We start from the raw sequence: 12,455 nt of genomic DNA, 5'->3' as shown, positions 1-12,455 counted from the left end.
CGCGCGGTAGCAACCCCCGTCCCGCCCCCCTGGTTTGGCCGGGGTTGAAGGCGGGTAAGGGGGCCCGGGGGAGGGGGGGGAAAAGGAAGGGGGGGGCCGCGCCGCGGAAATCGGCGTCGCGCCCCACGCCTGTCCCGACCGTCAGATGCCGCCGTCGACGTACAGGGTCTCCCCCGTGATGTAGGAGGACTGGTCGCTCAGCAGGAAGGCGACCGCGTTGGCCACCTCCTCCGGCCGCCCGTAGCGCCGCAACGCGATGATCTTCGAGTGGCGTTCGACGTGCGCCCGCCGCTGCTCCGACGAGTCCCGCGCCGCCTCCTCGGTCTCGATGGTCCCCGGGGCGACCACGTTGACCCGGATGCCCTGCGGGCTCAACTCCTTGGCCAGCGAGCGCATCAGCCCGATCAGGCCGGCCTTCGCCGCGGTGTAGTGCGCGCGCAGCGGGATCCCGACCGTGGCCGCCCGGGAACCGATGGCCACCACCGAGGAGCCCGCGGTCAGCAGCGGCAGCGCCCGGTTGACGACCAGGTAGGCAGCGGTGAGGGTGGTGTCCACCACGCGGTGCCACTCGTCGGGCGTCAGCTCGGCGAACGGCACCGGGCTGATCACCCCCGCGTTGTGCACCAGGCCGTGCAGCGTGCGCTGGCCGCCGCCGGCCTCGTCGACGAGCCGCTCGACGTCCTCGACGTCGGTCACGTCCGCCCGGATCAGCCGGTGGGTGCCCGGCGTTTCCTTGAGCTGGTGGGCGAGCGCCTCGACGTGCTCGCCCTCGGTCCGGTAACAGGCGATCACGTTCGCGCCGGCCGTGGCCAACCCGAGGGTGATGCCCCGACCGATGCCCCGGGTGCCCCCGGTGACGATGATGTTCTTGCCGGCGAGTTGACTGGTCATGGCGTGCTCTCTTCTCGCGGTGCGGCCGACCCGGATCTCCCGCCGACCGGCGCCTCGGCACCGGATCACGGACAGCTGGCGGCACGTGGACAGAAACGCCGGTGGACGCGCGTAGGTGCGGGCCGAGTTCCGGGTTCCGGGGGCGACCGGGTCGACGGGGGCCTGCGGGCTGCCCGGAAAGCTGCTCACGGGGCCGAGGCTGCCGCAGGGCCCGTCGCCGGGGCGTCACGGCCGCGTCACGGCGGGGCGGCGTTCAATGCTCCAGCGGGCGCGTGGTCTGCTCCGCTCCGTGGTCGCGGCTCAGGCGTAGAGCGGGGCGCCGGTCTCCAGCAGGGACTTCAGGTCGCTGAGGACCTCCGCCCAGCCACCGCCGGCGCCCTCGACGTCGCCGTTGACCTGTGCCATGGTCTGCGGCGCGCCGGCGAGTTCGTGGATCACCGTGAGGCAGCTGACCCCGCCGTGCTGCGCGGCGATCTCGTACGTCAACCGGGTGGCCGGCTCGTCCAGCCAGGTGGGCCGCCAGGTCTGCACCAGCCGGACCGGCGGGTCCACCTCGATCACCTCGCCCTCCACCGGCACCTCGGGCATGCCGGCCTCCTGGTGCTCCTTGATGGCGTAGGCGCGGTAGCGGCCGCCCGGCCGCAGGTCGTATTCGGCGATGCCCTGGTAGCCGTACCGTCGGGTCCACTCGGGCTTGGTGATCGCGTCCCAGATGGCCTGCGGCGTGGCCTTGATGTACACCCGGTAGACCTTGGTGGTCCCGGCCGTCGTTGTGGTGGTCATCTCTTCTCCTCCGGTTCGTCGCGTTCGAGCTCGGCCTTGAGGTCCAGCAGCGCCCTGGTGTGGCCCTCCGTGTACTTGTCGATCCACCGGTCGTGGATCAGCCGGATCGGCACCGGGTTGAGGAAGTGCAGCTTCTCCCGGCCTTGCCGCCGGGTGACCACGAGACCCGCCTCCTCCAGCAGGCGCAGGTGCTTCATGACCCCGAAGCGGGTCATGTCCAGCTCGGACTCCAGCTGCGTCAGCGTCTGGCCGTCGCGCACGAAGAGGCGGTCGAGCAGGGCTCGCCGGGTCGGATCGGCGAGCGCCTTGAAGACCAGGTCCTCGTCGTTCACGACCAGAAGAATAGGTGACCAGATGGTCACATGTCAACGCAGCCGGCGGCGCGTCAAGGACGAGATGTGCGGTGGTCGCGGCGGGGTGAGCGCAGCCGACAGTGCCGCCGCCCGGGCATCCCCGACGGACGAGGTGATGGGTGAAACGAGATGGAGGCGGAACGGACGCCGGTCAGTGGGCCGGCGTCGGCTGGGCGTCGGCCACCCAGGCGGGGTGGGCCTGGACGAAGGCCGCGACGCTGTCGTCCCGGACCGCGTGCAGCAGTTGCAGGCTGGTCGCGCTGAGGATCTCGGCGCTGCCGACCCCCGGGACGGTACGGCTGTTGAAGGTGCCGTTGTTGGTCTTGATCGTGGTGATCGCATCGGGGCGGATCCCCCGCATCGCGAACGCCCAGTCCTCCAGCGGGATGCCACCGTCGTCGACGGTCATCGCCTTGCCCACCGCCGACAGCAGTCCGGGCAGCTTGGTCGGTGAGTTCAAGCCCTTGCTGATGACCTGCTGCAGCACCGCCTTGACGAACTGCTGCTGGTGCCGCTGCCGGCCGTAGTCGAAGTCATGGTTGGCCAGCAGGTCCCGCTGCCGGACGAAGTCCAGCGCCTGGGACGGATTCAGGCAGTGGTTGCCCTTGGTGTAGACGTTCGGGGTGACGCCGGGGATGCGGTGGTTCACCGTGCCGTCGGGGTTGATCTTGTACGGCGCCGCCGTCTTCCCGGTCGCGTCGTCCCGCCCCAGGTGGATCGACGTGGTGGTCTCGTCGACGTACATGCAGACCTGGCCGAGCGTCTGGACGATCTCCTTGAACCCCTGGAAGTCGATGATCGCGCCGGCGTCCGGGGTGATGCCGGTGGTGTTGCGCACGGTCAGGGCGAGCAGTTCGAACCCGTGCGACAGCGCGGATGCGCCGGTGAGCCCCCGACCGCCGAACGCGAAGGCGGCGTTGATCTTGCTCTGCCCGCCGGCGTACGACGTCGCGCCGTTGTTGTAGGCGGGGATGGTCACCAGCGAGTCCCGCGGCAGCGAGACCATGTACGCCTGGCTGTGGTCGGCCGGGATGTGGACCAGGATGATCGAGTCGGCCCGGGTGAGCTGGCTGGGGTCCTGGTTCGGGCGCGTGTCGACGCCGACGAGCAGGATGTTCTTCGCCCCGGTGATGCTCTGGTGCTGGCGCGGCGCCGCGGCGGCGCCGAGCAGGTTCTGCTGGGTGATCTTGCTGGTCGCGGTGTGCAGCAGGAACTGGCTACCGCCCAGGGCCACGCCGCTGAGGGTCATCAGGGTCGCGCCGACCGCCACGCACCAGCGGGCCCAGCGCGGCCAGCGCCGACGGGCCGCGCCCGTGGGCGGGACCGGGTCCACGGGTGTGCGGTTGTCGGAACGCGCGGTGGCGTGCGGCACGGATGTCTCCTCGGGCGGGGGTCAAACCGGACCAAATGTAGGCGGCCGCTGAGCGCAGCGTCACGTCGCCGGGCTGTGAATCCCCTGGGAGGTCCACCAGCACGGCGACACGGCGCCCGCGGTGGCCGACGAGCGGTGGGGGACATTCCTCGCTCCGGGCACGGGAACGGCCGAACTCCCCACGGTACGCCCCGCCGGCGTGCCGCGCGTGGCAAAGGTCCGGTTCCTCCTCGACGGCGACGAATTCGTCACCGATCACCCGGCCAGCCAGGCGCGGATCTCGGCGCCATGCTCATCGGGCCCGGGCGGCGGGAGGTCGTAGCGCGGCGGGGTGGCGGAGAAGCCGATCGGGTGCCGGACGCCGGGTACGCCGTCGACGATGACCACCGGGTCGAGCCCGAGCCGCCGAGCCAGGGCGACCCCGCCGTCGACCGCGTTGATCGGCGTGCAGGGCACGCCCGCCGCGCGCAGGTCCCGGAACCACTCGTCGCTGGTCCGCTGCGCCAGCCGCGCGACCAGCAGGGGGCGCAGCACGTCCCGGTGGGCGGTGCGGTCCTGGTTGCGCCGGAAGCGGGGATCGTCGGGCAGCCCGGGCAGGCCGAGGACCTGGCACAGGGTGCGGAACTGGCCGTCGTTGCCGGCGATCACGACGAGTTCGCCGTCGGCGGTCGGCAGCGGCTCGTACGGGAAGATGCTCGGGTGGGCGTTTCCCATCCGGGACGGCACGACGCCGGCGGCGGCGTGCGCGCTGGCGTGGTTGACCAGGCCGGACAGGGCCGAGGAGAGCAGGTTCACCTCGACGTGCTGCCCCGTCCCGGTCTGCTCCCGGTGGTGCAAGGCGGCGAGGATCCCGACGGCCGCGTGCAGGCCGGCGATCACGTCGAACACCGCCACCCCGGCCTTGTACGGCGGGCCGTCCGGCGCCCCGGTGAGGCTCATCAGCCCGGACGCCGCCTGCACCATCAGGTCGTATCCGGGCAGGTCGGCGCCGGCCCCCGCGCCGAAGCCGCTGATCGAGGCGTAGACGATCCCCTCGTTAGCGGCGGCGACGCTGTCGTGGTCGAGGCCGAAGCGGCGCAGCGCGCCGGGCCGGAAATTCTGGATCATGACGTCGGCGCGGTGCGCCAGTCGCCGGGCGAGCACCAGGTCATCGGGGTCGGTGAGGTCGAGGATGATCGACCGCTTGTTGCGGTTGACGCCGAGGTAGTAGGTCGAGACCCCCTCGCGGACCGGCGGCATCCAGGTCCGGGTGTCGTCGCCGGCGGGCCCCTCGACCTTGATCACGTCGGCGCCGAGGTCGGCCAGGAGCATGGTCGCGTACGGCCCGGCGAGGATCCGCGAGAAGTCCGCGACGAGGACGCCGTGCAACGGCCCGGACCGCTCCTCCCCCATCGCCCGCTCCCTCCCCAACCTGGCCCCGCCGACCGGGCACCCGAATCAGGAGCAGCAACTAGTGGTTGCTTTCCTTTCTAGAGCTGTCCACGATTGACGGTCGTGGGCAGTGTCTATCGGATTGGCGAGTTTGCCAAGCGGGTGGGCCGCTCGGTGAGCACGGTGCGCCGGTGGGAGGCGGAGGGTCGGATCACGGCCCGTCGTCTGCCGTCCGGGCAGCGGTCTTACGACAATTCTGATGTGCGCCGGGTGCTGCAGCCGGGTTTCAACGCCGGGCGTCGGAAGGTTGTGGTGTACTGCCGGGTGCCGTCGCCGGGTCAGAAGGCCGACTTGGCCTCGCAGATGGCGGCGACGCAACAGTTCTGCCTCGCTCGTGGTTTGGCCGTGGACGAGTGGATCAGCGAGGTTGGCGGCGGGATGAACCTGCGCCGCACGAAATTCCTGGCGTTGATGGACGCCGTCGACCGGGGTGAGGTCGCCACGCTGGTGGTGGCGCACCAGGACAGGCTGGCTCGGTTCGGGTTCGACCTGGTGGAGCATCTGGCGGCGCGCGGCGGCTGCGAGATCGTCGTCGCCAACCAGGAGTCCCTGTCCCCACGGCAGGAGCTGGTGGAGGACCTCCTGGCGGTCGTCAACTCCTTCTCGGGCCGGCTGGACGGTCTGCGCCGCTACGAGAAGGAGTTGAAACGGGCGGACTTGGCCATGGAGGGTGACCGGTGAAGGTCACCCGGATCGCCTACTCGGCCCGACTGAATCCGGGCAAGTACGGCGCTCTGGTGGAGCAGGCCCGCCGGTTGGGTCGGGTGCGCAGCGAGGTATGGCAGCGGTACGGCTCGATCCTCGGAGTCGGGTCCGGGCTGCGAGACCGGCAGGTGCGGGACCGGTGGCTGGCCGACGGCACACGCGCGTTGTTTGGTGTGTTGGCGAATGCGTGGAAGGAAACCGTCCGCGACGCGATGGCCGACATCGGAGCGAACCTGGAGGCGGCCAAGGTCGACGTCCGGCGGGCGATCAGCCGACGCACGAGCGATCCGGCCGAGCGCAAGCGAATGTTCACCGCGCTGAGGACCGACCAATGGGCTGACGATCCGTTCCTGGCACGGCAGATGCGCAAGCACTGGAAACGTGGGCGCAACCGCACCCACGATCAGATCGTCGTCCGTGCCGACAAGTACAACACCGTCGTTGACGGGCGCGGCCGGTTGTGGCTGGCGATTCCCGGTCTCGAGCCCCGCAGGATGGTCCGAATCCCGTTGTCCACGACGGTCGCCCCGACCGGGACGCTGCGGCTGATCCTGCGTGGCGGCCGGGTCGAGGTGCCCTACCAGATCGACGCCTCGCAGATGCGGTCGTCGCAGCGGCCGTGCGGCGATGCGACGGTCGGTGTGGACAAGGGCTACACCGAAGCCCTCACCGACTCCGACGGCCAGCCGCACGGTGAACAGCTCGGCGAGTTGCTGACCCGCGAGTCGGACCGGTTGAAGGAACGAAACCGGCGGCGGGCGAAGCTGCGCTCGATCGCCAACACCGCCGCGGCGCGTGGTGACCATGCGAAAGCGCACCGGATCAAGGTCAACAACCTGGGCACGGTGAAGCGGGATCGGCAGGCCGCCCGGCATCGGGCGCGGGTGCGTACGGAGATCTTCACCGCCGTGCACGAGGTCGTCGACAAAGCGGGCACGGTGATCGCCGAGGACCTCACCAAAGCCTTCACCGGACGTAAGAAGCTTCCCAAGAACATCAACCGGCGTCTCGCCGCGTGGACCAAAGGAGTCACCGCCGAGGCGCTGAAAAGCGTGTCGGAGCGTAGAGGTTCTGCGCTCGTTCCCGTCAACGCCGCCTACACCTCACAAACCTGCCACCACTGCGGCGACTTCGGCCGCCGCAGCGGCGACAGGCTTCACTGCACTACGTGCGGGGTGGTGTGGCAGGCCGACGTGAACGCCGCGATCAACATCCTGCACCGAGCCGGCGACCCCGACATCGCCCTGCACACCCCACACCAACGGGTGAAGCAGATCCTGCAGGAACGGACCGATCGCCACCGGACCACACTGCCGGTCCAGGACTCCAACCCAGCCACCGCAGGGCGGAGAGCGAAACATCCGAACCACTCAACTATGAGCAACGAGTAGGAAGCAGAATGGCACACGATCGACGCGGGCGGCGCCGGCCGCCGGGGAGCCGGGAACCAGGTGGGCGCCGCCGACGACTACCTCTACATGGCGTGTGAGCAGTGGCGGGAGATCCTGTCGGCGCAGCTGGACGGTGAGGCGTCGGCAGCCGAGGCTGCGGCGGCCGAGGGGCACCTGGAGTCCTGCGCCGGCTGCCGGGAGTGGTTCGACGCGGCGGCGGCCGTGACCCGGCGGGCGCGCACGCACGTCGTGCCGCAGCTGCCCGACCTGGTCGACGCGGTGCTCGCGGCCGCGCCCCCGACTCCCGCCCGGCCCGCCAGGCGGGAGCGCGTGGCGCTCGGGCTGCGAGGCGTGCTGGGGCTGCTCGGGGCGGTGCAGCTGGTGCTCGGGATGGCGCAGGTCGGCCGCGACGCCGTCATCGGCCACGTGCACACCTCCGGCCAGCACCTGTGGCACGAGTCCGCGGCATGGAACGTGGCCGTGGGCGCCGGGTTCCTGTACGTGGCGCTGCGCCGGTCCGCGCCGGCGGGGCTGCTGCCGATGCTCAGTGCCTTCGTCGCCACGCTGGTGCTGCTGTCGGTGAACGACCTGATCACCGGGCAGGTGGCGGTGCAGCGACTGGTCAGCCACGGGTTCCTGGTCGTCGGCTGGGTGGTCATGCTGCTGCTGTCCCGGCCGCGGTGGCGCACGGGCGGCACCCCGCCCCGGCAGGGGCGCTCATCGGGGTCGCGGTGGTCGCTGCGGCTGGAGGAAGAGCCGGAGGTGGCGCCGCTGCGCCTGCTGCCGCCGTACTCCGCGCAGGCCCGCGACCGCGAGGCGGCCTGACCGCCGGTCGGCGCACGGGTGGGGCCGGCTCGGGCGGTGCGCGACGGGGTCGTGCCCGGGCCCGGCGGGGCGGACCCGGGCCGGCGGGGCCGGCTCAGACCACGCGGCTTCCCCGGGTGTCGCCCTGCCAGGCGGCGACCAGGTCCTCGCGGGCCCGGGCGACGCGAGACCGGATGGTGCCGACCGGGCAGCCGCACACCTGCGCGGCCTCGGCGTAGGACAGGCCGACCAGCTGGGTGGCGACGAACGCCTCCCGCCGTTCGGGCGCCAGGGCGGCGATGAGCCGCCGCAGGGTCACGGCGTCGTCGCCGCCGGAGGTGACCGCCCCGGCGGCCTCGGCGGCCCGCTCCCAGTCGGTCAGCGCGGACACCCGCGGGCGGGCCGCGGCGGCCCGTACGTGGTCCACGGCGACCCGGCGCGCGATGGTGAACAGCCAGGTCCGGGCCGACGAGCGGCCGGCGAAGCCGGGCAGGCTGCGCAGCGCGCGCAGGAACGTCTCCTGGGCCAGGTCGTCGGCCTCGGCCGGGCCGGCCAGGTGCGCGAGGAACCGCCACACCGGGCCCTGGAGGGCCCGGACGAACGCGGCGGCGGCCTGCTGGTCACCTCGGCCGGCCAGCTGCGCCCACCGGGTGACCTGCGCGTCGTCGGCGTGCGCGGTCATCCGTGACCGGCCGGCCGGTCCGTCGCTGTCCTGATCAACGGTACGGGAGCTGGCCTTGCTCGGTTCATTCCTGCGCCTCCTCCGACCGCACGGCCGACCGGTCACGGACCCGGCCGGGTCGCGCGCCCTCTGTTGGTCGCTCGGCGGCGCCGAGAAGTTCCCGGGCGCCGCCGTTTCTCCGTAGCGGGCCGACGTCGCTCACGCGCCGATCGTGAAGCCACCACGCGACTATTCCCTCCTCTTCCGGGAGGAAAGGGACCGGTTACTCCCCGCCTCGTGTCCGTCACCCTCGGCGGCCGTTGTACGAGGTGTGACGGCGCAACGGTCAGTCATCGCCCCCAGGTACGCCGCGGCACAGTCTCGACGGCAGGTGGCGTGGGCGCATCGCGAGAACGACCGGCGGCGGCGCGCGTACGACGCCGAGGTCGAGGCGTGGCGCCGCCGCGAGGAGCAGCTCGTGCGACTGCGCATCGAGGCCACCGGGTTCCTCGGGTGCACCCAGCCCCGCACCGGCCTGCCCGTGGAGCTCGACGACGACGAGGTCCTCTACCGCGTACTGCCGAGCGCGGAGCTGGTCGAGGCGGAGGCCCGACACATCGCCGGGCTGCCTCCGCCCGGCCTGGCGCTCGGCGCCACCCTCGTCGAGTCGTCCGGCCCGGCGCTGCCCAAGGGGTTGCGCGTGGTCGACACCGGGATGGCGGTCGTGACCGACCGCCGGGTCGCCTTCGGCGGGCGCAGCGGCCGGCGCGAGTGGACGTACCGGGAGCTGCTGGGGCCCGGCCACCATCCGGAGGTCCCGGTGACCCTCCTGCACACCGCGGACGGGCGTCGGCCCGCCGGGTTGCAGGTGCCCGGCACCGCGACGGTGAACTTCCGCTTCTATCTCACCCTCGCCTTCGCCGCCGCCAGCGGGCAACGGGCCGCCGTCGCCCCGCAGGTCGACGCCCTGCTGGCGGCCCACCGCGCCGTGCGGCCAGCGCCCCCGCCACCGGTGGCGCCCCAGGACGCGCCGGTGGCCCTGCTGCCGCCGGAGCGGATGGCCGCCGCCGCCGCTGTCGTCGTCGCGGTGGCGTTCGCGGCGCTGACCACCGGCGCGGTCACCCCCGGCCCGGCCGACGTGCCATACCGCGCACAGCCGGGTGCGAGCGGGATGGCCCCCGTGGAGGAACCCAACGGCACCGTCGAGGTCTTCCCGAGCCCGTCCGCCCGCCCGGCGGCTCCCGGCACCGGTCCGGTGCCCTCCCCGGCGGCCGTGTCCGTGGCGCTGACCACCACCGAGACGCCCGAGGCGACCCGACCCGCCCCGCGCACCACCTCGGGGCGGCCGCGGCCCGCCCCGCCTGCCGCCCGGGTCACCAGAACGCCACCGGCCGGCCAGCCGGCACCGACCACCGCCGCTCCCCCGGCCGCGCCGCCGCCGTCGAGCGCCGCCCCCACACCTGCGCCCGCCCCGAGCAGCGAGCCGCCGCCCGCCGACCCACCGGTGGTGAGCGTCTGCCTGGATCCCCTCCGGCTGCCGCTGCTGGACTCGCTCCTGTGTCCATCGGCCGGCAGCTGAGCGGCCGGGCAGCCGCGCCGCGTCGGTCGGCGAGTGCGCCGGGGCGAGGTCAGGGGCTGTGTGGGGTGAGTAGGTAGTCGTCTGCCTCCGGGCTCCACTGCAGGTCGACGATTCCGCTGGTGGCGGCCGCCGTGCAGAACTGCAGGAAGCTGCGGTAGCCGAGCTTCTTCTCGCTGAAGTCCGGCCGGGCCCGGCGGAGCTGGTTCTTCAGACCGGACAGGGCCACCGCCCCGTCGGCGCCGGCCAGGTCCGCGACGACGGAGCGCAACAGCGCGAACGCCGCCTCGCGGTCGCCGCGCTCGGGCAGCGACACCTCGGGATCCCCCTTGGCCGGCCCTTCGGACAGCTCGATCACATTGTGCTCGGCCAGGTGGCGCAGGAGTTCACCGAAGGTGCGGAAGCCGTAGTCGGATTCGCTGAACGTGGGGTCCTTGCGCAGCAGGGTCCGCTTCAGGCTGGAGGCGGTCACCTCGCCGCTGGAGCTGCCCTGGAGCCCCGCCACGGTCTGGGCCACGAAGACCGCGAGCCGGTCGACGCCGCGCGCCGGTTCCTCCGCCGGCTGCGGCTCGGGCTGCGGCTCCACCGGCGGGCGCGCCTCCGGGCCGGTCGTCCGGGGGCGGCCGCGCCGCTCGGACGGCGCGGGCAGGTCGACGCCCTCGAGGCGCTCGTAGTAGAGGAACTCGTCGCACGCGGGCGGCAGCAGCGCCGCCGTCGACTTCTCCACCCCCACCCCGATGACCCGCTTGTTGAGCTCGCGCCGCTTGTGCACGAGCGGAGTGACGTCGCTGTCCCCGGTGCAGATCACGAACGTGGAGATGTACTCCCGCTCGAAGGCCAACTCCACCGCGTCGACGGCCATCTTGATGTCGGCGGCGTTCTTCCGCGAGGCGCCCATCCGCTGCGGTATCTCGATGAGTTCGACGTGCGAGCGGGTGAGCATTCGGCGGTCCTCGTCGAAGTACGACCAGTCGGCGTACGCCCGGCGTACCACCACCCGGCCTCGTTCGGCGAGGGCGTCGGCGATGGGCCGGAAGTCGAACGCCCGTCCGCCGTGATGGTCGCGTACGCCCAGCGCCAGGTTCTCGTAGTCGAGGAACAGTGCGATGCGGTCTTCCTGATCCACGCTGGCCAGCCTACGCGGGACGGGCCGCTACCCCGCGCGCCACGGCGAAGGCGTGCAGTGTGCGCGGGCGCATCGGGGCCCCCGGGAGACGTGTCCGACCGCTACGATCGCGGTTGCTGCCCGGGGAGCGTAGGAGGTCGCCATGGCGGATGTCGGGTCGGGAGTCCACCCCGCGGTGGAGGAGCCCACGCCGTCGTCACGGATCGACCCATCGGTGCCCCATCCCGCCCGCCGTTACGACTACTGGCTGGGCGGCAAGGACAACTTCGCGGCGGACCGGCAGTCCGGCGACGCGGTGGCCGCCGCCTACCCGGCGATCCGGACCACGGTGATCGAGAACCGGCGGTTCATGCAGCGGGCGACCCGCTACCTGACCGAGAGCGCCGGCGTCCGACAGTTCCTCGACATCGGCACCGGGATCCCGACCAGTCCGAACATGCACGAGATCGCCCAGGGCGTCGCCCCGGAGTCGCGGGTGGTGTATGTGGACAACGACCCGATCGTGCTCACGCACGCACGTGCCCTGTTGACCAGCACGCCCGAGGGCGCCACCGCGTACGTGGACGCCGATCTGCGGGACCCGGAGCGGATCCTGGACCACCCCGACGTGCGCGCCACCCTCGACCTGGACCGGCCGCTGGGGCTGATGCTGGTGGCCATCCTGCACTTCCTCACCGACGCCGACGACCCCTACGCGATCACCCGCCGGCTGGTCGACGCGCTGCCCTCGGGCAGCTACCTGGTGGTCTCGCACGCCACCACCGACCTGGTGCCGCGGAACGTCGCCGCCACCGCGGCACCTGTCACCACCGCCAGCATGATCGACATGGCGTTCCGCAGCAGGGACCAGTTCGCCGCGTTCTTCGACGGCCTCGAACTCGTCCCGCCCGGCATCACCCCGGTCACCGAGTGGCAGCCGGACGATCCAGCGGAGCTGCGCACGCCGGTCGCCCAGGCGTCCATGTACGCCGCGGTGGCCCGAAAGCCGTGAGCCCGGTCGGGACGACGCCGGCCGGAAGGCCCGCCGATGTCCCGCGCCGCCGGTCGGGCGGGAAACGGAGCGGCCGCATGCTGGCGGACCTGTCGTAGCGTTGACGGCATGACGGCTGTGCTGGTGTCTGTCGCGGTGTTCGTCGTGTTGCTGATCGCGGTGTTCGTCTTCGTCGGTTGGCGGGACCGGAACCGCCTCTCGTCGCCGGAGGATTCGGCGGCGGCCCGCGACGCCCGGGCGGCCCAGGAGCGGCACGCGGCGGAGCGCCATGGCGTCCAGGGCGAGGTGTGGCGGCGCGGCCAGAACTCCTCCGGCTTTTGAGCGGGGCCCGGCGGGATTGCCGCTGGTCCGGCGGGTACGGCATGGGTTAC

13 protein-coding genes are annotated in these 12,455 nt (G+C 72.4%); 6 read left to right on the top strand and 7 right to left on the bottom strand.

The features are described 5' to 3' along the window. Positions 1–141: 141 nt before the first annotated feature. The 5 genes from FXF52_RS32200 to FXF52_RS32180 form a co-directional block, all read right to left on the bottom strand. Complete coding sequence (locus FXF52_RS32200) at positions 142–891, bottom strand: SDR family NAD(P)-dependent oxidoreductase (protein WP_148802631.1); 750 nt, start codon at positions 889–891, stop codon at positions 142–144. Between the two features lie 300 nt (positions 892–1,191). After that, on the bottom strand, positions 1,192–1,674 hold the full coding sequence (locus FXF52_RS32195; RefSeq protein WP_148802628.1) for an SRPBCC family protein: 483 nt from the start codon (positions 1,672–1,674) through the stop codon (positions 1,192–1,194). Continuing rightward, positions 1,671–2,006: a helix-turn-helix transcriptional regulator gene (locus FXF52_RS32190; protein WP_148802626.1), complete on the bottom strand. Its 336-nt coding sequence runs from the start codon at positions 2,004–2,006 to the stop codon at positions 1,671–1,673. The genes FXF52_RS32195 and FXF52_RS32190 overlap by 4 nt, the downstream gene beginning before the upstream one ends. Positions 2,007–2,178: 172 nt before the next feature. Continuing rightward, entirely contained in the window at positions 2,179–3,399 is a 1,221-nt protein-coding gene (locus FXF52_RS32185; RefSeq protein ID WP_255472554.1) for an LCP family protein, read from the bottom strand. Positions 3,400–3,654: 255 nt separating this feature from the next. Then, the gene (locus FXF52_RS32180; RefSeq protein ID WP_148802623.1) at positions 3,655–4,791 is read right to left on the bottom strand and encodes a CaiB/BaiF CoA-transferase family protein; all 1,137 of its coding nucleotides are present in this window, start codon (positions 4,789–4,791) and stop codon (positions 3,655–3,657) included. Between the two features lie 102 nt (positions 4,792–4,893). On the opposite strand from FXF52_RS32180, the gene FXF52_RS32175 reads away from it, so the two are divergent. From FXF52_RS32175 to FXF52_RS32165, 3 genes are all read left to right on the top strand, one after another. Beyond that, entirely contained in the window at positions 4,894–5,511 is a 618-nt protein-coding gene (locus FXF52_RS32175) for an IS607 family transposase (protein ID WP_148802645.1), read from the top strand. Next, positions 5,508–6,926, top strand: a complete 1,419-nt coding sequence (locus tag FXF52_RS32170) for an RNA-guided endonuclease TnpB family protein (RefSeq protein ID WP_148802620.1) — start codon at positions 5,508–5,510, stop codon at positions 6,924–6,926. Before FXF52_RS32175 ends, FXF52_RS32170 begins: the two co-directional genes overlap by 4 nt. Before the next feature lie 87 nt (positions 6,927–7,013). Continuing rightward, positions 7,014–7,751, top strand: a complete 738-nt coding sequence (locus tag FXF52_RS32165) for a zf-HC2 domain-containing protein (RefSeq protein ID WP_148802642.1) — start codon at positions 7,014–7,016, stop codon at positions 7,749–7,751. 94 nt (positions 7,752–7,845) lie between these two features. Here the strand turns inward: FXF52_RS32165 and FXF52_RS32160 are convergent, their stop codons facing one another. After that, on the bottom strand, positions 7,846–8,412 hold the full coding sequence (locus tag FXF52_RS32160) for a sigma-70 family RNA polymerase sigma factor (RefSeq protein ID WP_148802617.1): 567 nt from the start codon (positions 8,410–8,412) through the stop codon (positions 7,846–7,848). Positions 8,413–8,782: 370 nt separating this feature from the next. Here FXF52_RS32160 and FXF52_RS32155 point away from each other — a divergent pair, with 370 nt between their 5' ends. Next, positions 8,783–9,970: a hypothetical protein gene (locus tag FXF52_RS32155; protein WP_148802614.1), complete on the top strand. Its 1,188-nt coding sequence runs from the start codon at positions 8,783–8,785 to the stop codon at positions 9,968–9,970. A 49-nt stretch (positions 9,971–10,019) separates the two neighbouring features. Here the strand turns inward: FXF52_RS32155 and FXF52_RS32150 are convergent, their stop codons facing one another. Beyond that, positions 10,020–11,093, bottom strand: a complete 1,074-nt coding sequence (locus FXF52_RS32150; protein ID WP_148802611.1) for a PIN domain-containing protein — start codon at positions 11,091–11,093, stop codon at positions 10,020–10,022. A gap of 142 nt (positions 11,094–11,235) precedes the next feature. Between FXF52_RS32150 and FXF52_RS32145 the strand changes: the two genes are divergently transcribed. Both FXF52_RS32145 and FXF52_RS32140 read left to right on the top strand, forming a co-directional pair. After that, positions 11,236–12,084, top strand: a complete 849-nt coding sequence (locus FXF52_RS32145) for an SAM-dependent methyltransferase (protein WP_148802608.1) — start codon at positions 11,236–11,238, stop codon at positions 12,082–12,084. A 108-nt stretch (positions 12,085–12,192) separates the two neighbouring features. After that, positions 12,193–12,405: a hypothetical protein gene (locus FXF52_RS32140; protein WP_148802605.1), complete on the top strand. Its 213-nt coding sequence runs from the start codon at positions 12,193–12,195 to the stop codon at positions 12,403–12,405. Positions 12,406–12,455: the final 50 nt, after the last annotated feature.

This window comes from Micromonospora sp. MP36 (assembly GCF_008119785.1).
In the GTDB taxonomy this organism is placed as follows: Bacteria; Actinomycetota; Actinomycetes; order Mycobacteriales; family Micromonosporaceae; genus Micromonospora.
The sequence above is the reverse complement of the archived record's forward strand: the minus strand, read 5'-3'. Positions and strand labels throughout refer to the sequence as shown.

What these genes read in the sequence shown, in the direction of transcription:
- FXF52_RS32200 (WP_148802631.1), bottom strand. Translation starts at nt 891, where the DNA reads ATGACCAGTCAACTCGCCGGCAAGAACATCATCGTCACCGGGGGCACC.
- FXF52_RS32195 (WP_148802628.1), bottom strand. Translation starts at nt 1,674, where the DNA reads ATGACCACCACAACGACGGCCGGGACCACCAAGGTCTACCGGGTGTAC.
- FXF52_RS32180 (WP_148802623.1), bottom strand. Translation starts at nt 4,791, where the DNA reads ATGGGGGAGGAGCGGTCCGGGCCGTTGCACGGCGTCCTCGTCGCGGAC.
- FXF52_RS32165 (WP_148802642.1), top strand. Translation starts at nt 7,014, where the DNA reads ATGGCGTGTGAGCAGTGGCGGGAGATCCTGTCGGCGCAGCTGGACGGT.
- FXF52_RS32160 (WP_148802617.1), bottom strand. Translation starts at nt 8,412, where the DNA reads ATGACCGCGCACGCCGACGACGCGCAGGTCACCCGGTGGGCGCAGCTG.
- FXF52_RS32145 (WP_148802608.1), top strand. Translation starts at nt 11,236, where the DNA reads ATGGCGGATGTCGGGTCGGGAGTCCACCCCGCGGTGGAGGAGCCCACG.
- FXF52_RS32140 (WP_148802605.1), top strand. Translation starts at nt 12,193, where the DNA reads ATGACGGCTGTGCTGGTGTCTGTCGCGGTGTTCGTCGTGTTGCTGATC.